The organism is Streptomyces sp. NPDC102462, from assembly GCF_044765425.1.
In the GTDB taxonomy this organism is placed as follows: domain Bacteria; phylum Actinomycetota; class Actinomycetes; order Streptomycetales; family Streptomycetaceae; genus Streptomyces.
Genome location: NZ_JBIWKB010000020.1, coordinates 97,763 through 117,027 on the forward strand (window position 1 = coordinate 97,763; position 19,265 = coordinate 117,027).

The window sequence follows — 19,265 nt, forward strand, 5'->3', positions numbered from 1 at the left end:
AGGAGCCTCCTGCCATGGGCCACCCCTTCCCGATCCGTGAGATCGCACGTCAGGCAGGTCTGAGCGAGGCCACCGTGGACCGTGTGCTGAACGGCAGGGGAGGGGTGCGGGAGAGCACCGCGCAGGAGGTGCACCGGGCCATCGCCGACCTGGACCGGCAGCGCACCCAGGTACGGCTCGTCGGGCGCACCTTCATGGTCGACATCGTGATGCAGGCACCCGAGCGGTTCACCACCGCCGTGCGCGCCGCCCTGGAGGCCGAACTGCCCGGCCTGCACCCGGCGGTGCTGCGCTCCCGCTTCCACTTCCGGGAGACCGGGCCGGCCGCCGAGCAGGTCGACACCCTGGACCGGATAGCCAGGCGCGGTTCGCAGGGCGTGATCCTCAAGGCGCCGGACGTCCCCGAGGTGACCGCGGCCGTCGGCCGTCTCACCGCAGCGGGCGTCCCCGTGGTCACCCTGGTGACCGATCTGCCCGCCAGCGGCCGGCTCGCCTACGTCGGCATCGACAACCGGGCGGCGGGCGCCACGGCCGCCTACCTCATGGGCCAGTGGCTCGGCGACCGTCCCGGCCATGTGCTCACCAGCCTGAGCAGCGGCTTCTTCCGCAACGAAGAGGAGCGCGAGATGGGCTTCCGCAGCGCCATGCGGGCCCTGCACCCGGAGCGCAGGCTCATCGAGATCGCCGAGGGACAGGGCCTGGACGTCACCCAGTACGACCTCGTCCGGGCCGCCCTGGAACACGACCCGGAGATCCGCGCGGTCTACTCCATCGGCGGCGGCAACATCGCCACCCTGCGGGCCTTCGCCGACCTCGGCCGCGAGTGCGCCGTGTTCGTCGCCCACGACCTGGACCACGACAACACCGCGCTGCTGCGCGAACACCGGCTGTCCGCGGTGCTCCACCACGATCTGCGCCACGATCTGCGCGAGGCCTGTCATCTGGTGATGCGCGCCCACGGCGCGCTGCCACCCGCCGGGCCCACCCTGCCGTCCGCGATCCAGGTGGTCACGCCCTACAACATGCCTACGACACCGGCAGGTTGACCCAGGACCCGGTCTTAGCGGACCGGGCCATCGCGTCCAGTACGACGGCGCTGTGCACGGCGTCCGCGAGGGTGGTGCCGTGCGGGGTGCCCTCGGCGATCGAGCGCAGGAACCGGTACGCCTCGATGACCTTGAGGTCGTCGTAACCCATGGCGTTGGCCGCCCCGGGCTGGAAGGCGCCGAACTCGCCCTGGCCGGGGCCCACGTACACCGTGCTGACCGGCTGGTCCTGGTACGTGGTGCCGCGGCTGACCGCGAGTTCGTTCATCCGGCGGAAGTCCCAGGACACCGCGCCCCTGGTGCCGTGCACCTCGAAGCCGTAGTTGTTCTGTTCGCCGACCGAGACCCGGCAGGCTTCGAGGACGCCCCGGGCGCCGGAGGCGAAGCGCAGCAGACAGCTGACGTAGTCCTCGTTCTCCACCGGGCCCAACACGCCTCCGGAGGCCAGCGCATGGCCCGCGGTCGCGCCCGTGGGGCGGGCCCGCTCGGGGACGAAGATCGCGGTGTCGGCGGTCAGCGACGCGATGTCGCCGAGCAGGAAGCGGGCCAGGTCGGCGCCGTGCGAGGCGAGGTCGCCGAGGACCCCGCTGCCGCCGCGCTCACGCTCGTAGCGCCAGGTCAGGGCGCCATCCGGATGGGCCGCGTAATCGCTGAACAGGCGGATGCGGACATGGGTGACGGTGCCGATCTCGCCGCCGGCGATCAGCTCGCGGGCACTCTCCACGGCAGGCGCGTTGCGGTAGTTGAAGCCGACCGCGCCCTGCACCCCGGCCGCGGCCACGGCGTCCGCCACCGCCCGCGCGTCGTCGGCGGTCAGCCCCACCGGCTTCTCGATCCAGATGTGCTTGCCCGCCTCGGCCATCGCGACACCGATCTGGCGGTGCAGGAAGTTGGGCGCGGTGATGCTGACCGCCCGCACCCGGGGATCGGCCGCCACCTCGCGCCAGTCGCGGGTGGTCGAGGCGAACCCGAACTGCCGGGCCGCCTCCTCGGCCCGGCCCGGCACCTCCTCGGCGACGGTGACCAGCCGGGGTCGCAGACCCAGCTGCGGATAGTGGTGCGGGACCCGGGCGTACGCCTGGGTGTGCACCCGGCCCATCCAGCCGAACCCGACGACGGCGACACCGAGCGCATCCACCATGGCAGCCCCTCTTTGGAACGGTCCACACCCTGTCCAGGCCACCCTCGGAGGCGGAAACCCCCTGTGTCAAGCCCTTTGACAAGCGCGGGGACCCCGTGGAACGGTCCATGGCATGAGACCTCCGACGATCCGCGATGTGGCCGAGCGGGCCGGCGTCTCCAAGTCGCTGGTCTCCCTGGTGCTGCGCGGCTCGGGCCAGGTGCGCCCGGAGAAGCGGGAGGCCGTCCTCCGTGCCGTACGGGAACTCGGCTACCGCCCGAACGCCGCCGCGCGCAGCCTCAGCGAGCAACGCTCGCGCACCGTGGGCGTGCTCCTCAACGACCTGCGCAACCCCTGGTTCGTCGACCTGCTCGACGGACTGAACTCCCTGCTGCACGCGGGCGGTCTGCACATGCTGCTGGCCGACGCCCGACTGAGCCGCCGCACCGGCGGCCGGCTCACCGGCCCCTTCCTCGACCTCGGCGTGGACGGCCTTGTGGTGGTCGGCACGCTGCCCGATCCGAGCGTCCTCGACACGGTCGCGCAGCGGCTCCCGGTGGTCGTCGCGGGTGCCCGGGAACCGACGCCCGCGGGCGTGGACCTCGTGGCGGGCGACGACGAGGCCGGCGCGCGCCTCGCCACCGAACACCTCATCGGACTCGGTCACCGGCGCATCGCCCACCTCGCGGGCCACGGAGCCGTCGGCGAGCTGCGGCGGCGCGGCTTCGAGGCGACGATGCGCGCGCACGGCCTCGCGGACCAGGCGCTCGTCGAGCCGGGCGACATGACGGAGGAGGGCGGATACCGCGGCGCCGTGCGGCTGCTCGGCCGCCCGGACCGGCCCACCGCCGTCTTCGCGGTCAACGACATCGCCTCCGTGGGTGTGCTCTCGGCGGCCGGCGAACTGGGCCTGCGGATCCCCGGGGACCTCTCCGTGGCCGGGTACGACAACACGAGCATCGCCCGGCTGCGCCACCTGTGGCTCACCACCGTCGACACGGCCCCGCACGAGGTCGGCCACCGGGCCGCCCGCTTCCTCCTCGACCGCTTCGAGCGGCCCGGCGGCCCCGGGCGGCTGCACCTGGCCACCCCGACGCTGCGGATCCGGGGCACCACGGCGGCGCCGCCGGACCTCACAGGTTGATCGCGTACACCTTGCGCAGCGTCTCGTGCACCGTCCACGTCGTACGGTCGCCCGCGCGCAGCACGACCAGGTCACCGGGCCCGATCCGCAGGGTCGGCCCGCCCTCGACCTCGATCGTGGCACGGCCGCTGACCACCGTGAACAGTTCGTCGGACTCGGTGTCGGTGACGACACCCGGGGTGATCTGCCAGATCCCGCGCAGCTGCCGGCCGTCCGGCGACTCCCAGAGCACCTTCCCGGTCACCTCCGGCGTGCCGGAGACGATCTGCGCCGCGTCCAGCGGCTCGGGTTCGAGGTCGGCGTCCGGGACGTGGAGAGCGAAGCTGTGCGTCATGGGGCGACCCTAGCGAGCCCGTGCGGCCGCCCGCCGTGGACAGGGTGTGCGGCATCGGGCCCGGTAAGCGGACACTGCGTCGGGTGGCGCGCGGTGGCGCCCCGGCCCGGCGCGGGTGATCGTCGTGTCGCGGATGGATTGCCGTGTGTGGCGGGCTGAGGTCGTCGTGTCGGCGGTGACGCGGGGGTGGGTCGTCGCCGTGGTCTCAGCGGGTCGTGCGGACGCCGTCCAGGGCGATGGCCAGGACGCGGTCGCGTTGCGCGTCGTCCTCGAAGGCCGTCGCGGTGATCCCGGCGACCATCCGCAGCAGATCGCCGAACTCCATGTCCGCGCGCGCCACCCCGGCCCGCTGCGCCCGCTCCAGCAGCGGGCCGCCGGCGGCGTACATCGAGCCGCGGCAGGCCTGGAAGATCTCCGACTCGTCGTCCAGTGCCTCGCGCACCGCGCGCTTGGTGACCATGTAGCCCGCGAACCGGTCGAGCCAGGCGACCAGCGCCTCCCACGGCTCCAGCACGGCGACCTCGGCGGCGGCCCGGCACAGGGCGTTGACCTCGTCCGCGTAGACGCTCTCGAACAGATCACGGCGGGTGGGGAAGTTCCGGTACAGCGTGCCGATGCCGACGCCCGCGCGGCGGGCGATGTCCTCCAGGGACGCCTCGGCGCCGTTCTCGGCGAACGCGTCGCGCGCGGCGGCGAGCAGGGCGTCGTAGTTGCGGGCGGCGTCCTTACGGTGCGGACGCCGGGACGCGACGATCTCGCTGACGGGGAACTGCGGGGCGGTCACTGCTGCCTCCCGGGGCCGACCGGATTGAAGCGGAGGAATCCCTCCGGTACAGTGGAGGTGTGCCTCCACTTTAGCAGTGCGGAGTGGATCCGCCGTGGGCAGACGTGCCCGCGCCGCGACGGCACCTCCCCGACTCGTTCCTCCCGCGCCGCTTTTCTCCCGCGCTCCCCTTCAAAGAGGCCCTTTCATGCCCCGGAAGTCCACCCGCCTCACGTTCGCGGTCCTCGCGACCGGTGCGGGCGTGTTCTCCATGCTGCAGTCACTGATCGCGCCGGCCCTGCCGACCGTCCAGCACGCACTGCACACCTCACAGTCCACCGCGACCTGGGTGATGACCGCCTACCTGCTGTCCGCCTCGGTCTTCACCCCCATCCTCGGCCGCGTCGGCGACCTCGTCGGCAGGAAACGCACCCTCGTCGCGGTCCTGCTCGCCGTGCTGGCCGGCTGTCTGCTCGCGGCGCTCGCGCCCACCGTCGGTGTGCTGATCGTCGCAAGGGTCGTCCAGGGCGCGGGCGGTGCCCTGTTCCCGCTGTCCTTCGGCATCATCCGCGACGAGTTCGCCCCGTCGCAGGTGAGCCGCAGCATCAGCAACCTGTCCGCGGTGATCGCGGCGGGCGGCGGCGTCGGCATCGTGGCCGCGGGCCCCATCGTCTCCGCCCTGGACTACCGCTGGCTGTTCTGGATACCGGTCGCCGTCGTCGCCGTGACCACGCTGATCGCCCTGCGCTATGTCCCCGAATCACCCCACAGGGCCAAGGGCAGTGTCAGTTGGCTGAGCGCCGTACTGCTCTCCGGCTGGCTCGTGGCGCTGCTGCTGCCGCTGAGCCAGGCGGTGCGCTGGGGCTGGGGCTCGGCCAGGGTGCTCGGGCTGTTCGCCGCCGCCGTGCTCCTGTTCGCGCTGTGGCTGCGCGTCGAGGCCCGCTCCCGCAACCCGCTCATCGACCTGCGCGTCATGCGGCTGCCCGCCGTGTGGCCCACCAACACCGCCGCCCTGCTGTTCGGCGCCGGCATGTACGCGATCTGGTCCTTCCTGCCCGCCTTCGTCCAGACACCCCGCACGGCCGGATACGGCTTCGGCGCCGGCGTCACCGCGTCCGGACTGCTCATGCTGCCGATGCTGCTCGCCATGTTCCTCTCCGGCCTGCTCGGGGGCCGGCTCACCCCCGTCCTCAGCGCCCGGGTGCAGCTCACCACCGGCGCCGCGCTCGGCGCGTTCGCCTGCGGCTTCCTCGCGCTGTGGCACGACCGGCAGTGGCAGATCGGCCTGGTCTCGGGCGTGTTCGGGCTCGGCATCGGGTTGGCCTTCGCCTCGATGGCCAACCTCATCGTGGGCAGCGTGCCGCCCGCCGAGACCGGCGCCGCCACCGGCATGAACGCCAACATCCGCACCATCGGCGGCTCCATCGGGGCCGCGGTGACCAGCGTGCTGGTCACCGGCCGGCTCCAGCCCTCCGGTCTGCCCGAGGCCGCCGGCTACACACACGCCTTCGCGCTGCTGGCGCTGCTGTGCCTGGGCGCCGCCGGCGCCGCGCTCCTCGTACCGTCCCGCCCGGCCGGCCGCCCCACCGAGCCGCCCGCCGAACGCCCGGCACCGGCACCCGTCCGCGTGCGGTAGGGTTGACCTGCGCGATCACGCGGAACGCACCGCGTGACACCGCACCGGGACGTGGCGCAGCTTGGTAGCGCACTTGACTGGGGGTCAAGGGGTCGCAGGTTCAAATCCTGTCGTCCCGACGGTGTCGACCAGCGGGTTTGCCGACGATGGCAGACCCGCTGGATGCGTTTGTGTGACATGTGACAGCGGCGTGATGGCAATCTGTGACCGCCCGGCGGCCGGACTCAGGCCGGTTTGCTGCTGCCGGGTGGCTGTGATCGTGGTGCTTGCGGTCGGCGGGCTTTCCGGGGCAGGCCGATCTCCGTCAATGGCGACGCTGCCGCACGCCAGGGCGTGCTCCAGTGCCGGGGCGGCGTTGAGGGTGGGAAAGCCGCTGCGGCAGTGGGCCTGCGGCTGCCGTCGGCGGACGGCAGGTCGACGGCGAAGGCCCACAGTCGTGCCGTTCGGGGTGTTGAGCTTCGGGCAGCCGGCGCCGAACTGCCGGTCGTCGGTTCGGCGGCAGCCACAGCGCCGGTAGGGACGACCGCAGAGGGTGGCGCAGTGCGCCCGGCTGAGGCGGGCCCGGATGACACGAGGCCGGCAGGGCTGTCGGCGGAATCCGCCTCGGACGATCACCTGGAGCCGTACTGACATGTCCGAGGTTCTGGACGCCGACGCTATCGTTGAGACACGACGCGGCGGAGAGGAAGAGGCTATGACCTCGGCGTACGACTACAGAGAGCTGCACGAGCTCATCGATCGTCTGGAGCCCGAGCAGGCGGAGGAACTGCGTCGTCACGCTCTGCGTCTGGTGAAGCCCGCGCCGAGTCGGTTCCGGATACTGCGGAGCTTCGATGGCCCGGCGACCGATCTCGGCGCTCGGGCGAAGGACATCGTGCGGGCGGAGATCGGCGAGGACGATGCTGATCGTTGACACTGGTCCGCTGGTCGCCTTTCTCAACCGCAACGACCCTGATCACGAGCGGTGCGTCGAGCTACTGGAATCGTACGACGGCGATCTCCTCGTCACTCCGTATGTGCTGACCGAATGCTGTTATCTGGTCGGGAAGTATCTGGGTGCCGAGGCTGAAGTCAACCTGGTGGAGTCAGTGGTCGGCGGTGATCTGGTGCAGGTGTTTCCCGATGCGCGGGACATGGCCCGGATCGCTGAGCTGATGCACCGCTACCGTGGCTTTCCGCTGGGCGTTGCGGATGCTTCGGTGGTCGCTGTGGCGGAGCGGCTGAAGCTAACGGATGTCGCGACGCTCGACCACCGGCACTTCCGGGCAGTCGTGCCCGAGCACGTTCCTGCGTTCACGCTGCTTCCCTGACGACCTCTGCCCGGGCTTCCTCGGCCCCGTGGCGCGAGAGCCGGCTTCCTGGGCGCGGGACTGCCCTGGGCCACGGCCGTGGGCAGGTCGGCGTCGACGCGCAGGAAGCCGACGAGTGCGCGCAGCCCCAACTGGTGGCGTACAGGGGGGCCGCCGGAGCAGCGCTCGACCATGCGGCGCGGGTTCCCGCCCGGGTCGCCGCTAGTGACTGGTGCTCGCCCATCGCTGCCACGGTTGCTGTTGGGCGGTGCTCAACTCGCCGGTGGAGCGGGCGCCGGGCAGGGGCGAGGTGGTGGTGGGCGGTCTTGTGTCAGCGGCCAGAACACCCTGTCCACTTCGGCCTGCCGCATCGGGCGGACGCGCAACTCGTCAGGACCGAGGCAATCGGACCAGCCCGCCACACTGCTTGTGATCCAGACCGCGGCTGCTTGAGAGCCACCCGGTTAGTTGCCGAACCGGGAAGGCCCCGGACCGCGGTGCTCTTGAGCAACGACGCTGTCTCAGCGCTAGCGTTCGATGTGGTAGCGGCTTTGGGAAACAACGGCTTGGCGGAGTTTGGTGGTGAAGTCGGGGGTGCGGGCGATGCGGTCGACGCCGCCGGCTTTGCTCTGGCGCAGTGCGCTCTTGAAGTTCTGCTCCAGGGTGCCCGTCATGCGGGACATCAGATCGTCGCTGAGATGGTCGAGGTCGATGTTGAGCAGGTCCCGGGGGCTGGGCTGCCGCAGTCGGGTGAGGGTGTAGGCGGACATGGCAGCCAGGGGATAGAGCCAGTTCTCAAGGGTTTCGCCCAGGAGCGGTTGGTCCTCGGCGTATTGGGTGAGGAAGCTGCGCAGTCGAGTGTGGACGTCGAGGCAGAGGCGGTAGATGTCCAGGTCGTGGCGCGTGGAGAAGATCTGGGCGTAGTGCTGGTCCTCCAGAAGCAGCGCGTCGGAGTGGCGCAGGGCGGTGTGTGGCTCGCGCAGGACGAAGGCGGTGAACTCCCTTGCCATGCGGGCCATACTGACGACGCGGTCGAGGGGGAATCCGAGGTTGCGGTAGTAGCCGGCGCGGCGTTCGTAATAGTAACCACCGGCGTGGGTAAGGCTCTCCTCGATGTCTTTCTGGATGGATTCGGTGGCCCGTAGGGCGCCGGCCGGCAGTTGGGTCTGGCTGTTGGTGGCTCGGATGATGCGGTCACGGGCGGTGCCGGACTCTGGCGCGACAACGACCTTGACCAAAAGTGAGCGGTCGCGGTGCTGGCCGCCGTTTTGGATGTAGCTGTAGATTTCGTGACTGGTCTGCAGTCCGTTGACGATCTGCGGTTCCCTGACGACGATCTTCTTGCCCGCAATCTGGGCGGCATCGGCAACAACGGTGACGCCGTTGTTGAACCACCAGAAGTCCTCGCCGGTACCGGACTTGAGCGTGTGGCCGATGGCATTGTTGACCGCGGTCGATCCTGCGTAGTCGCGTACGTTGGACTCGAACAGCTCAAGCCGCAACGCCTCGTTGTCGGAGGTGATGAAGCGGTAGTACTCGTCCAGCCGGGCCAGGCACACGTAACCCTCACCTAGTGAGGTGCTCATCGGGGTTTCGGTGAATACCAGTTGCGCGACTGCCTTGGCACCCCTGGCGGTCCGTTCGCGTAGATCGGCGGCGTTGAGGTATTCGAGGTCGGCCGTGGTGTCGGAAGTGATCTTCGCGAGTTCCCTTCGTAGCCGGTCGCCTTTGGCCTTGACGTTTGGGTGTGGGGTCTCGGCCGACTTGTTGGCATAGATCACCTCGATCCGTACCTGAGGGAACGAGGAGGCCAGTTCCTCAAGGACGTGCAGGAAGCGCCGTGTGCGGTCCAGGAGTTTGGCGTTGGTGTGCGAGATGAGGTCTTCCTCGTCCCGGTTCATGTCCAGCAGCGTCGGCAGGTGGAAGTGCAGCTTCTCGATGACTGTTTCCTGGTAGCCCGAGGTGTTCTTGGCTTGCAGGATCACCAACTCGATCTTGTCGGCCCGTTGCGACAGGAACTGATGGGCGTCGGCGGTGATGTAGCGCCTGTCCACGAAGGTCCAGATGCCGTCGATTCCGCAGTCGTGGGCCCCGTCCACGATGCCATCCATGATCTCGTCGTTGTCGAGGTCCCAGTCTTGCAGGGCCTTGTCGGCGGCGAAGAACGTGAAGAAATCGTCCCTGGTCTTTTCAGGCGCCAGCTTCCGGTGCTGGTCCTCCAGGATCCGGTCCAGCAGCCGCTGATCGTTGTTCTGTACTGACGTCATGCAACACCCCCACCACACCATCAGAACCCGAATAAAAGGATGTTGACAGGTTCGCGTGACCGTGAACACCCCACGTGCTGAGGTGTGTTGATGGAAAGTTCCGGCAAGGGGTCGCAGGTTCAAATCCTGTCGTCCCGACGTGCGAGCCGCAGCACCTGATCATTTCGGACCCCACTCCGTCGAAGGCGACCTACGTCTGTTCACACCGGGCCCGTTGTTTGTGGGTGGCCGTGGTGGTGGGACCACTCCGGGGACAGGATCGACATCACCGTCGCGTTCACTCGCTTGCCCTCCCACAGCAGCGCGTCGCGCAGCACGCCTTCGGTGACGAACCCCACCTTCTCGTAGGCGCGACGGGCCCTCGGGTTGAAGGCGTAGACCTCCAGTGAGATGCGGTGCATGCCCAGCGTCTCGAAGCCGTGGCCGACGATCAGCCGGGTCGCCTCCGTCCCCAGGCCGCGCCCGTGAGTCCCCGGTACGAGACAGATGCGGAAGTCGCAGCTTTCGTTGGCCGGGTCCCACTCATGGAGAACCGCCTCGCCGATGACGTTCCCCGTCGTCTGCTCGACCACGGCGAGGTCCAGCCGGTCATCCTGGTCCCGACGGGTGTCGTACCAGGTGCGGATCTGTGCCTCGTCAGGCTCGCCGTCGCCATGACTGCCGGTCAGCCGTGACACCTCCGCGTCCCGGAACATCGGCATCAGCGCGGGCACGTCCGCCACCGTGACCGGCCGGAGCAGCACCCGCTGACCCCGCAGTGTGGGCTTGCTGAGGAAGTCGGGGCGCGAAGCACTTCGAACGTGATCAACCATGGGCGCATTGTGCCCAGCGGTCCCGCCCGGCGTCCTGCCGGTATCCGGCACACGGCGTTCCCGGCAGTACGGTCGTGCGGATGCCGCGTTGTGGTTAGGGTGGCGAGCAGGGGCCGAATCCGGGGGAGGCGCTTCGCATCTGCCGGAGGTCTGCGAGGGGGGTGGCGGCAGTCGGTGACCAGAGCCCGGCACACGTTGCGCGCGGCGCGGGTCCGGACCATCAAGGGGGCGGCCGGTCGGCCCTTGGCGCGGAACGCCGGATCGGCGGGCGCTCGGGAGCCCAGGCAATGACGAGACACACAGGCCGTGGCATGCCCGGCCTCACGGTCACCGGAGTCGTCCGTAAGCAACGTCCCGCCGCAGTCGTCCGTAAGCAACCTCCCGCCGTCGTCCGTAAGCAACCTCCCGCCGTCGTCCGTGAGCAATGCCCCGCCGGCGTCGCAGGCCGGCCGGGCGCGGTGGGCGTGTGACCGGCCGGGCGGCGTCCGCGGTGCTGCCTCCGTCGCTGCGCGGGTGGCTCGGGTCGGTCGCGGCCCTCGCCGCGCTGGTCGTCGTCGTGCTCGGCGTCCTGTACGCCGGCGACGGCGAGCCCGGCACTGTGGACGCGCGGATCGGGGCGGCGGTGGACGGCGTGCGGCCGCCGTGGCGGCATGTCGCCCTGGCCGTGGACTTCCTGGGGGAGCCCGGGGGAGCGGCGACGCTGGTCGTGGCCGCCGTGACGGGCTGTCTGCTGCTCCGGCGTCCTCGCGCGGCGGTGCTCGTCGTCGCCGGCGCCGGCCTGACCGTGGGGACGGCGACGGTGCTCAAGTCCCTGGTGGGGCGCACCATCCACGACGGGAGCCTGTCCTATCCGAGCGGGCACACCGCCTTCGCCACCGCGCTCGCCCTGGTGGTGGCGCTGCCCGTGACCGGCCGGCTCGGCCTCGGCAGGACGGCCGGCACATCACTCGTGCTCGCGGCGGCGCTGGTCGCCGGCGCCGCCATGGGCTGGGCGCAGGTCGCCCTGGGCGCGCACTACCCGACCGACGCCCTCGGCGGCTGGTGCACCGCGCTGGCGGTGATACCGGCGACCGCCTGGCTGGTCGACCGGATCGCCGACCGGCTGGTCGGCCCGACGGCCGACGCCGGTCGGCGGAAGGGTAGCTGACGGCACGTCAGGCCAGGCGGCGGAACACGGGCTTCACCGGTCGCCCGGCCAGCCAGGGGGTGGGGTCGCCGGCGTCCAGTGCCTTCCGGTACACCGCACATGCCTGGGCGACCACCTCGACGGTGTGATCGATGTCGGCGTCGTCGAGCGCGCTGCTCACCACGAACGACGGGGCCAGCACCCCGCCGGCGAGGAGTCGGCGCAGAAACAGGGTGCGGTACCGCTGTGACGGCTGCCGGTTCTCGTCGAGGGTGGCGAAGACCAGGTTGCTGGCCCGGCCCCGGACGACGAGGTGATCGCCGACGCCCATGCCGGCCGCGGCGTCGCGTACCCCGGCGGCCAGCCGCTCGCCGAGGGCGTGCAGCCGTGCGGTGACGCCCTCTTCGACGTAGGTGGTGAGCACGGCCATCGCGGCTGCCAGGGAGTGGGTTTCCGCACCGTGCGTGGTCGACAGCAGGAACACCCGGTCGCCGGAGTGACGCAGCCCGCCGCGTTCCATCAGGTCGCGGCGCCCGGCCAGCGCGGCGACGGCGAATCCGTTGCCCAGCGCCTTGCCGAACGTGGACAGGTCGGGGACGACGCCGTACAGGCCCTGGGCGCCCGCCTCGGACCAGCGGAAGCCGGTGATCATCTCGTCGAAGATCAGTACGCAGCCGTGCCGGTCGGCCATCTCGCGCAGGCCGGCGAGGTACCCGGGCGGCGGCTCGGTGTGCGTGGCGGGTTCGAGGATCAGGCAGGCGACCTCGTCGCGGTAGCGGGTGAGCAGTTCCTCCGTGGCGGCCAGGTCCCCGTAAGGGAACGCCACGGTGAGTTCGTTGGTCGCCGCCGGAATGCCGGCGGACATCGGCGTGGTGCCGATGAACCAGTCGTCGACGGAGAAGAACGGATGGTCGGCGCAGACGGCCACCCGCGGGCGTCCGGTGGCGGCGCGGGCGAGGCGCACCGCGGCGGTGGTGGCGTCGGAGCCGTTCTTCGCGAACTTCACCATCTCGGCGGTCGGCACCGTGCCCAGGAAGCGTTCCGCGGCCTCGACCTCCACGATGGACGGCCGGACGAAGTTGCTGCCGCGGTCGAGTTCCCGCCGCACCGCCTCGATCACACGGGGGTGGGCGTGGCCGAGGCTGACCGACCGCAGGCCGGAGCCGTACTCGATGTAGCGGTTGCCGTCGACGTCCCACACATGGGCGCCGCGGCCGTGGCTGATGACCGGGGCCAGGTTCTCGGGGTACTGGTCGTCGCCCTTGGCGTAGGTGTGCGCGCCCCCGGGGATCAGGGCGTGCAGCCGCTCGTTCGCCCGCCGCGACCGGGGCAGGGAAAGCTCTTCGGTGTCCACGCCGACCTCAACTCTCTTTCTGCCGCAGGATTTCGGCGAGGCTCGGCGCCTCCCGGTCCCGCTGGGACATCGATGTGACCGGCAGCGGCCAGGCAATGGCCAGCTCCGGGTCGTCGAAGGCGATCGTCACGTCCTCGGCCGGATCGTGCGGGCGGTCGATCCGGTACGAGACGTCGGCGGTCCCGGTCAGCGCCTGGAAGCCGTGCGCGCACCCCGCCGGGACGTACAGGGTCGTCTGCGTCGCGTCGGACAGCTCGAAGAAGGCCCGGCCCAGGTACGTCGGCGAGTCCGCCCGCAGATCCACGACGGCGTCGAAGACCCTCCCGTACGAGCACCGCACCAGCTTGGCCTCGCCGGCCCCGGAGCGCAGGTGCAGGCCGCGCAGCACGCCCCGGACCGAGCGGGACAGGCTGTCCTGGACGAAGGCGTCCGGGTCGAGGCCCACCGAGCGGACGACGTCGGCGTCGAAGGTGCGGCAGAAGAAGCCGCGTTCGTCGACGTAAGGCGTCGGCTCGAACAGGTACGCGCCGGCGATCTCCGGGACTTCGGTCGCTTTCAAGGAGCCTCCTGCCGTACGGGGGTGGGGGCCTTGCCGGTCGTCGGGAACAGGGCCGTGGTCAAGGCGGTGAACTGGTCGTCGAGGCGCCGGACGGCGACCTGGTTCCGCTCGGTGAGGGTCCGCCGCAGCTGAGCCGAACTCCGCTCCAGCGCCCGGAACTGTCCGAGCAGCCGGTCGGCGTCGACCTCGCGAGCCGGGTGGCAGTACGCGGCAAGACCCATCTGGTCCATGAGCGCGTCGCTCTTCGCCGCATAGCTGAGGGCGAGCGTGGGCGTGCCGGCCTTCAACGCGCAGATCAGGTTGTGATACCGGGTCGCCACCACGGTGTCGGCGGCCGCCGTCTCCTTCATCAGGTCGCCGGGCGAGGCCGTCTCGGCGGCGGTGACCAGCGGCGAGTCCACCGCGTCGAGGATCGCGGCGACCACCGGCGCGTCGACCCGGTCGCCGGTGAGCAGCCGGACGGGTCTGCCGTCCTCGGCCAGCGCGCGGACGAACCGGGTCGTCCCGTCGAGGTAGCGCCGGTGGATCTCCTCGGCCCGGGCGCGGTCGTCGTCGCCGCCGTGGAAGGCCATGACGCCGACGCAGACCAGGCCCGGCCGGCCCGAGGGCGCGCTCGCCGGCGGCGTCGGCAGGGCGAACGCGAGGTCCGGGTAGACCTCGTCGCGCGCGGTGTCCACGCCCATCTCCCGCATCGCGTCGCGGGACGGGGCGTCCCGGTACGACCGGTACGCGGCCAGCCGCGCCGACCAGCGCACCAGGGCCCGGGTCGCCCGGTTGCCGATCGGGGCGGCGCCGACGCCGACCAGCGCGACCGGGGTGCCGAACAGCCGGCCGGACGCGCAGAGCAGGAACAGCGCGTACGGGAAGCCCCAGGGCCGCAGCGGCAGCGTGGCCTCCAGGACGCCCATGCCCGGCACGATCACCACGTCGTGCCGGCGCACCCAGGCGGCGGTGCGCACGGCGTCGACGAGTTTGCCGAGCCCCTTGGCCGCGATCGCGCCCGCACGTGCCGCCGTCCGGTACTCCCCGCGGTACCAGTGCAGCCGTGTCGCGGGGATCCGGTACCGGGCCGAGACGACCTCGGGTCCGCCGCACAGCGCGTCCACCACCGCCTCCGGGTGCTCGGCGCGCAGGTATCCGAGCACGGCCTCCAGCGACCCGTCGTTGCCGAGGTTGCCGGAGCCGAGCAGCCCGAACACCCCGACGCGCACCGCGGTTTCGTCCGCCGGCGTCACACACGCCTCCCCTCACGGCCGGCGACGAGGTCGTCGACGCGGACGGTGAGCCGGGCCGGGTCGACGGGGGCGCGGTCCTCGACCCGCTCGCCGGCGCCCGGCCGGGCCCGGCTGGCCAGCCACGCGGCCAGGTGCCGGTAGCAGGCGCGCCGGTCGGCCGGGGACAACGGCGCCCGCCGGATCGCCGCGACGAAGCCCCAGACGTACTCGGCGAGCAGCCGCGGCGTCGGGTGCAGCAGACCTGCCCGGCGTGGGTCGAGGTTGACGCACCGGGAACGCTTGCTCGGGTTCGCCCGCTCGGCGCGGGTGGGGTGGTCGCGGCGGAAGTACAGCAGCTCCGGCACCTGGTGGAAGGGCCCGTGCAGGCCGATCTCGGCGACGAACGTGCGGTCCGCGTGGTGGTAGCTGTCGTGCGGCTTCACCCGGCGCAGCACGTCGGCCCGCATCACCCCGTAGAAGTCGTCGCCGCCGGGCTCGAACAGCATGCTGCGGAACCGCTCGGGCGCGCTCGGCGAGTCGGTGGCGAGCCCGTACTCGTAGGGGACCTTCACTTGACCGTCGCCGTCGATGACCGCCTGCTCGGCGTGGGCGAGGATCACGTCCGGCCGCTCGTCCAGCGCCTGAACGCAGCGCCGCAGCAGGTCGCGGGCGTACAGGTCGTCGTGCGAGGCCCATTTGAACAGCTCGCCGTGGCACTCGGTGAACACATAGTTGTGGTTCGGCGCGGCGCCGATGTTCCGGGGCAGCCGGATGTAGCGGATGCGGGAGTCCTGGGCGGCGTACTTGCGGCAGATCTCCTCAGTCCCGTCGGTCGAGGCGTTGTCGGAGATGACCAGCTCGAAGTCCTCGTAGGTCTGGCCGAGCAGGGCGTCGAGCGATTCGGCGAGGTATTCCTCGCCGTTGTACACGGGCAGGCCGATGCTCAGCCGGGGGTGGGCGGTCATGACGTCCTCACTTCGGGGATGGGGTTGTGGTGGTGCCCGCGCAGGGCGGGGCGCAGCTGAAGCCACCACACGGCCGAGCCGCAGCCGGTCGCGGCGGCGACGCCCCAGGCCGAGCCGACCGTGCCGGCCACGGCCGCGCCGCCGAGCCCGCCGGTGACATAGCAGGCGGAGGCGATCAGCTGGCTGCGCAGGCTGCGCCGGGCCGCGCCGAGCGCGCGCAGCCCGGCCGCCGCGCCGGTGCCGAGGCCGGCGCCCGCGACGCCGAGCGTGACCGGCACGATGAGCTGTGCGGCAGAGTTCCAGACGTCGCCGAGCACCAGCTCGCCGGCCCGGTCCGGCACCAGCAGCAGCGCCCCGCCCCACAGCAGCGCGGCGACGGCCTGCCCGCCGCCGAGCAGGAGGCAGAAGGTGCCGAGGCGGTGCGGGGCCCGCCGCAGCACCCGGGCGGCCTCCGCGACGGTGACCAGCGAAAGACCCATCAGCACGGCCATGAACGGACCGAGCAGCAGTTCGGCACCCCGGATCACGCCCACCGCGCCGACCCCGACGATCGCGCCGAGCCCGTACGCCCGCAGCTGGCTCGCGCCGCTGTTGCTGATGTTCTCGACCAGGTACCGGTAGCCGAGGTCGCGGTGCTCGCGAAGCCACTCGCGCGCCCCGGTCGACCGGGGCCGGATGCCGGACTGGAAGCAGCCGTACACCGCGGCCACCGCGGCGGATGCGCCCCAGGCGAGCACGAAAGCGGCCACGCTGCCCACGCGGGCCGCCACCACCATGGCCGGGACGAGCACGACGCCCCACACCAGGTCGTTGACGAACGCCTTACGCCCGGTGCCGGCGGCGAAGAACGCGAACCGCCACGCGTCCTGCACCAGCAGCCCCGGCAGTACGACGCCGAGGCAGGCGAACGCGGGCCCCACACGGCCGCCGAGCGCAAGCCCGATCACCAGACACGCCGCGCCGAGGGCGGCACCGACACCGAGCGCGGTACCCGACGACCGGGCCACCGCCCTGCGCCAGGACGCGTCGGACACGCCGCTGAAGCGCACCACGAGCGGGTCGGTGGCCAGCCCGCGGGAGACGTTGAGCACCACGCCGTAGGTCACCCAGGCGAGGCTGAACACGCCGAACGCGGTCACCCCCAGCGAGCGGGCCACATAGATGCCCACCACGAAGTTGGACATGCTGGAGGCCGCCTGGTCGGCCAGCCCCCACGACAGCCGGCCGACGAGGGCCCGCTTGGCGGATCCGGTCGGTGGCCCCGTGGTCTGCGGAATCTCCCCCTCGCCGGTCATCGGCGTCATGCCTTGATCAGCCCGGCGTCGTGCAGGGCGTCGGCCGCCACGGCGACGGTGTCGAACGACAGCCCGGACCGCTCGGCGACGTCCAGCAGACTGTGCTCGCCGTCGGAGAGGTTGAGCACCCAGAGCATGGCCATCTGGGCCTGCTTCGCGTCGCTCCTGCCGCCGAGCGAGTCGTACAACCCGCGCCGGCCCAGCTGCGGTTCGCCGTAGGGGCTGAGGTTGACGTACCGCCGGTTGCGGTCGAGCACGGCGAAGGCCTCGCGGCAGACGGCGAGGGTGTCCGCCATCGCCTGCGGGGAGACGAAGTCCAGGTTGTCCGCCGAGGTGTGGTACTCGGGGTAGCCGGCGTACGGGGTGCGGGTGAGCGAGCCCACGCCGAGATCGAACCCGGGGGAGCAGAACTGCCGCTCGTCGTAGCCGTACGGCGTGAACTCGGTGATGCGGTGCGGGCGTCCGGAGGCGGCCAGCACATGGTGCAGCACCCGGTCGATCTCCGCGTCGCCGCGCCTGCTCTGCTTGTACGTCAGCCGGCCCGGGTCGCCGGCGCAGGCCAGCACCAGGCCGTGCTTGACCCTTCCCCCAGCTCTCGGCTCCGCTCGAGCAGGGGATGCCCCACTCACCCGTTCCTTGTTGCGGGCCAGCCAGGTGATCGCCCCGATGGTGCCGGGCGCGAACAGGAACCGGTAGGTGTACCAAGGCGTCCGCTCCGAAAGCGCCCGGGCCAGGAACGTCGCCACCGCGATGCCGGCCAGGTTGTCGTTGGCCAGCGACGGGTGGCAGACGTGGCAGGAGACGATCACCTCGTCGGGGACCCGCCCGGGGACGACGTGCTCGGCGTAGGTGAGGTGGCCGTCCGCAAGTGTGGAGTCGATGTGCACCTGGTACTCGCCGTCCGGCAGCGCGTCCAAAGTCTTCTGGGCCAGGCAGAACCCCCAGTCCGGCTGGTAGTAACTGGTGCGGTACGGCACCCAGTTCGGGTGCTCCGGCAGGGTGTGCAGGTGTCCGCGCAGCTCGGCCAGTGGCATGGTCGCCGACACCGGCACGCTGTAGCCGAGCACGTGCAGGCTGGACGCGGCGAAGTCGACGACCCGGTGACCGGCGGAGTCCGCGATATACGCGTCCCGGATGTTCCACTCCTTGGGCACCGTCCAGTCGAGCACCTGCGTCCCGGTCGGCACCTCGTGCACCTGCAACGGAACGTACTCGTCGACGATCTTCAAGGTGGCGCGCACACCGTCGCCCGTGATGCTCCGGCACAGCGGATACAGCCGCTCCACCAGCGCGTACATCTGCTCGCCGGCCGCGCTCACGGGCGCCGCCGCAGGGTGGCGTCGACGGTGCCGGCGTCGGACGCGGCGCGCAGCACGGCAAGCCGGGTGAAGCGGCGCTCGAAGTCGTCCTGGGTCAGCCCGTACTTGCGGTAGGCGTCGGCGAGTTCGAGCGCGCCCTGCTTCACCGTCCATGCGCAGTCGAAGCCGGGCACGGCGGCGCGGAACCGGGAGAAGTCCACCCGGTACGACCGCGGATCGGCGCCGGTCTCCCCGGTGATCACCACCTTGGAGCCGGACACCGCCGCGGCGACCTGCTCGGCGATCTCGGCGACCGTGACGTTGTTGGCCTCGGTGCCGATGTTGAACGCCCGGTCGTGCACCGCTTCCCGCGGCGCGGTCAGCGCGGCCGCGAAGGCCCGTGCGATGTCGGCGGCGTGCACCAGCGGGCGCCAGGGGGTGCCGTCGGAGAGCACCAGGACCTCGCCGGACAACAGGGCGTGTCCCACCAGGTTGTTCAGCACGATATCGGCGCGCAGCCGGGGCGAGTGGCCGAAGGCGGTGGCGTTGCGCAGGAACACCGGGCTGAAGTCGCCGTCGGCCAGCGCGTGCAGGTCGTCCTCCACCCGCACCTTGGACTCCGCGTACGGCGTCACCGGGCGCAGCGGGGCGTCCTCGGTCACCAGGTCGCCTCCGCCGGCGGCGCCGTAGACCGAGCAGGTCGACGCGTACAGGAAGCGCCGCACTCCGGCGTCGCGGGCCAGCCGGGCCAGCCGCACGGACGCGTGGTGGTTGATGTCGTAGGTCAGGTCGGGCGCCAGCGCTCCGAGCGGGTCGTTGGACAGCGCGGCCAGGTGGATCACGGCGTCCACCCCGGCCACGTGGTCGGCCGTGACATCACGCAGATCCACCCGATACCCCGGCGGGTCCGCGGGCGGCGGCCCGAGCACACAGTCGGCGAACAGACCGGCGTCGAGACCGACGACGTCGTGCCCGGCGGCCGTGAGCACCGGAGCCATCACGGTGCCCAGATAGCCCTGGTGCCCGGTCAGCAGTACGCGCAA

The 19,265-nt window shown here is 71.4% G+C and carries 18 protein-coding genes and 1 tRNA gene; 7 read left to right on the forward strand and 12 right to left on the reverse strand.

Translation table 11 applies throughout. The features are described 5' to 3' along the window. Nucleotides 1-14: 14 nt before the first annotated feature. Nucleotides 15-1,046 (forward strand): LacI family DNA-binding transcriptional regulator, encoded by a 1,032-nt coding sequence (locus tag ACIRFL_RS19325; protein WP_404029812.1) that lies wholly within the window; start codon nucleotides 15-17, stop codon nucleotides 1,044-1,046. Here the strand turns inward: ACIRFL_RS19325 and ACIRFL_RS19330 are convergent. Further along, nucleotides 1,027-2,187 (reverse strand): Gfo/Idh/MocA family protein, encoded by a 1,161-nt coding sequence (locus ACIRFL_RS19330; protein ID WP_404029813.1) that lies wholly within the window; start codon nucleotides 2,185-2,187, stop codon nucleotides 1,027-1,029. The two genes, ACIRFL_RS19325 and ACIRFL_RS19330, sit on opposite strands and share 20 nt — an antisense overlap. A 112-nt stretch (nucleotides 2,188-2,299) precedes the next feature. Between ACIRFL_RS19330 and ACIRFL_RS19335 the strand changes: the two genes are divergently transcribed. Next, complete coding sequence (locus ACIRFL_RS19335) at nucleotides 2,300-3,310, forward strand: LacI family DNA-binding transcriptional regulator (protein WP_404029815.1); 1,011 nt, start codon at nucleotides 2,300-2,302, stop codon at nucleotides 3,308-3,310. On the opposite strand, the gene ACIRFL_RS19340 is transcribed toward ACIRFL_RS19335, so the two are convergent. Both ACIRFL_RS19340 and ACIRFL_RS19345 read right to left on the reverse strand, forming a co-directional pair. Beyond that, a complete protein-coding gene (locus ACIRFL_RS19340) occupies nucleotides 3,300-3,644 on the reverse strand; it encodes a cupin domain-containing protein (RefSeq protein ID WP_404029817.1) in 345 nt (114 codons plus the stop codon). The genes ACIRFL_RS19335 and ACIRFL_RS19340 overlap by 11 nt on opposite strands. A 205-nt stretch (nucleotides 3,645-3,849) precedes the next feature. Next, complete coding sequence (locus tag ACIRFL_RS19345; protein WP_404029818.1) at nucleotides 3,850-4,428, reverse strand: TetR/AcrR family transcriptional regulator; 579 nt, start codon at nucleotides 4,426-4,428, stop codon at nucleotides 3,850-3,852. A 187-nt stretch (nucleotides 4,429-4,615) separates the two neighbouring features. Here ACIRFL_RS19345 and ACIRFL_RS19350 point away from each other — a divergent pair, with 187 nt between their 5' ends. From ACIRFL_RS19350 to ACIRFL_RS19365, 4 genes are all read left to right on the forward strand, one after another. Further along, nucleotides 4,616-6,043, forward strand: a complete 1,428-nt coding sequence (locus tag ACIRFL_RS19350) for an MFS transporter (protein WP_404029820.1) — start codon at nucleotides 4,616-4,618, stop codon at nucleotides 6,041-6,043. 45 nt (nucleotides 6,044-6,088) lie between these two features. Next, nucleotides 6,089-6,162 (forward strand) — tRNA-Pro (locus ACIRFL_RS19355). Nucleotides 6,163-6,674: 512 nt separating this feature from the next. Further along, nucleotides 6,675-6,956 (forward strand): hypothetical protein, encoded by a 282-nt coding sequence (locus ACIRFL_RS19360; RefSeq protein WP_404029822.1) that lies wholly within the window; start codon nucleotides 6,675-6,677, stop codon nucleotides 6,954-6,956. Continuing rightward, on the forward strand, nucleotides 6,943-7,353 hold the full coding sequence (locus ACIRFL_RS19365) for a type II toxin-antitoxin system VapC family toxin (RefSeq protein ID WP_404029824.1): 411 nt from the start codon (nucleotides 6,943-6,945) through the stop codon (nucleotides 7,351-7,353). The genes ACIRFL_RS19360 and ACIRFL_RS19365 overlap by 14 nt, the downstream gene beginning before the upstream one ends. Before the next feature lie 506 nt (nucleotides 7,354-7,859). On the opposite strand, the gene ACIRFL_RS19370 is transcribed toward ACIRFL_RS19365, so the two are convergent. Both ACIRFL_RS19370 and ACIRFL_RS19375 read right to left on the reverse strand, forming a co-directional pair. After that, a complete protein-coding gene (locus ACIRFL_RS19370; RefSeq protein ID WP_404029826.1) occupies nucleotides 7,860-9,599 on the reverse strand; it encodes an AIPR family protein in 1,740 nt (579 codons plus the stop codon). Between the two features lie 200 nt (nucleotides 9,600-9,799). Beyond that, a complete protein-coding gene (locus tag ACIRFL_RS19375; RefSeq protein WP_404029827.1) occupies nucleotides 9,800-10,411 on the reverse strand; it encodes a GNAT family N-acetyltransferase in 612 nt (203 codons plus the stop codon). Between the two features lie 466 nt (nucleotides 10,412-10,877). Between ACIRFL_RS19375 and ACIRFL_RS19380 the strand changes: the two genes are divergently transcribed. Next, nucleotides 10,878-11,558 carry a phosphatase PAP2 family protein gene (locus tag ACIRFL_RS19380; RefSeq protein ID WP_404029829.1) on the forward strand — a complete coding sequence of 227 codons (681 nt, stop codon included), beginning with the start codon at nucleotides 10,878-10,880 and terminating at the stop codon, nucleotides 11,556-11,558. Nucleotides 11,559-11,565: 7 nt separating this feature from the next. Here ACIRFL_RS19380 and ACIRFL_RS19385 read toward each other — a convergent pair whose 3' ends face one another. The 7 genes from ACIRFL_RS19385 to ACIRFL_RS19415 are packed head-to-tail and all read right to left on the reverse strand — an operon-like array spanning nucleotide 11,566 to nucleotide 19,265. Next, nucleotides 11,566-12,891, reverse strand: coding sequence for a glutamate-1-semialdehyde 2,1-aminomutase (locus ACIRFL_RS19385; RefSeq protein WP_404029831.1), 1,326 nt, complete (start codon nucleotides 12,889-12,891; stop codon nucleotides 11,566-11,568). A gap of 7 nt (nucleotides 12,892-12,898) precedes the next feature. Beyond that, nucleotides 12,899-13,450, reverse strand: coding sequence for a dTDP-4-dehydrorhamnose 3,5-epimerase family protein (locus ACIRFL_RS19390; RefSeq protein ID WP_404029833.1), 552 nt, complete (start codon nucleotides 13,448-13,450; stop codon nucleotides 12,899-12,901). Then, on the reverse strand, nucleotides 13,447-14,685 hold the full coding sequence (locus ACIRFL_RS19395) for a polysaccharide pyruvyl transferase family protein (protein WP_404029835.1): 1,239 nt from the start codon (nucleotides 14,683-14,685) through the stop codon (nucleotides 13,447-13,449). The genes ACIRFL_RS19390 and ACIRFL_RS19395 overlap by 4 nt, the downstream gene beginning before the upstream one ends. After that, nucleotides 14,682-15,629, reverse strand: a complete 948-nt coding sequence (locus ACIRFL_RS19400; RefSeq protein ID WP_404029837.1) for a glycosyltransferase family 2 protein — start codon at nucleotides 15,627-15,629, stop codon at nucleotides 14,682-14,684. Before ACIRFL_RS19400 ends, ACIRFL_RS19395 begins: the two co-directional genes overlap by 4 nt. Then, nucleotides 15,626-16,933: a hypothetical protein gene (locus tag ACIRFL_RS19405; protein ID WP_404029838.1), complete on the reverse strand. Its 1,308-nt coding sequence runs from the start codon at nucleotides 16,931-16,933 to the stop codon at nucleotides 15,626-15,628. The genes ACIRFL_RS19400 and ACIRFL_RS19405 overlap by 4 nt, the downstream gene beginning before the upstream one ends. Beyond that, a complete protein-coding gene (locus ACIRFL_RS19410; RefSeq protein WP_404029883.1) occupies nucleotides 16,930-18,222 on the reverse strand; it encodes a DUF4910 domain-containing protein in 1,293 nt (430 codons plus the stop codon). Before ACIRFL_RS19410 ends, ACIRFL_RS19405 begins: the two co-directional genes overlap by 4 nt. A 17-nt stretch (nucleotides 18,223-18,239) precedes the next feature. Then, nucleotides 18,240-19,265, reverse strand: a complete 1,026-nt coding sequence (locus ACIRFL_RS19415; RefSeq protein ID WP_404029840.1) for an NAD-dependent epimerase/dehydratase family protein — start codon at nucleotides 19,263-19,265, stop codon at nucleotides 18,240-18,242.

What these genes read in the sequence shown, in the direction of transcription:
- ACIRFL_RS19405 (WP_404029838.1), bottom strand. Translation starts at nt 16,933, where the DNA reads ATGACGCCGATGACCGGCGAGGGGGAGATTCCGCAGACCACGGGGCCA.
- ACIRFL_RS19375 (WP_404029827.1), bottom strand. Translation starts at nt 10,411, where the DNA reads ATGGTTGATCACGTTCGAAGTGCTTCGCGCCCCGACTTCCTCAGCAAG.
- ACIRFL_RS19340 (WP_404029817.1), bottom strand. Translation starts at nt 3,644, where the DNA reads ATGACGCACAGCTTCGCTCTCCACGTCCCGGACGCCGACCTCGAACCC.
- ACIRFL_RS19365 (WP_404029824.1), top strand. Translation starts at nt 6,943, where the DNA reads ATGCTGATCGTTGACACTGGTCCGCTGGTCGCCTTTCTCAACCGCAAC.
- ACIRFL_RS19370 (WP_404029826.1), bottom strand. Translation starts at nt 9,599, where the DNA reads ATGACGTCAGTACAGAACAACGATCAGCGGCTGCTGGACCGGATCCTG.
- ACIRFL_RS19400 (WP_404029837.1), bottom strand. Translation starts at nt 15,629, where the DNA reads ATGACCGCCCACCCCCGGCTGAGCATCGGCCTGCCCGTGTACAACGGC.
- ACIRFL_RS19350 (WP_404029820.1), top strand. Translation starts at nt 4,616, where the DNA reads ATGCCCCGGAAGTCCACCCGCCTCACGTTCGCGGTCCTCGCGACCGGT.
- ACIRFL_RS19325 (WP_404029812.1), top strand. Translation starts at nt 15, where the DNA reads ATGGGCCACCCCTTCCCGATCCGTGAGATCGCACGTCAGGCAGGTCTG.
- ACIRFL_RS19335 (WP_404029815.1), top strand. Translation starts at nt 2,300, where the DNA reads ATGAGACCTCCGACGATCCGCGATGTGGCCGAGCGGGCCGGCGTCTCC.
- ACIRFL_RS19410 (WP_404029883.1), bottom strand. Translation starts at nt 18,222, where the DNA reads ATGTACGCGCTGGTGGAGCGGCTGTATCCGCTGTGCCGGAGCATCACG.
- ACIRFL_RS19360 (WP_404029822.1), top strand. Translation starts at nt 6,675, where the DNA reads ATGTCCGAGGTTCTGGACGCCGACGCTATCGTTGAGACACGACGCGGC.
- ACIRFL_RS19330 (WP_404029813.1), bottom strand. Translation starts at nt 2,187, where the DNA reads ATGGTGGATGCGCTCGGTGTCGCCGTCGTCGGGTTCGGCTGGATGGGC.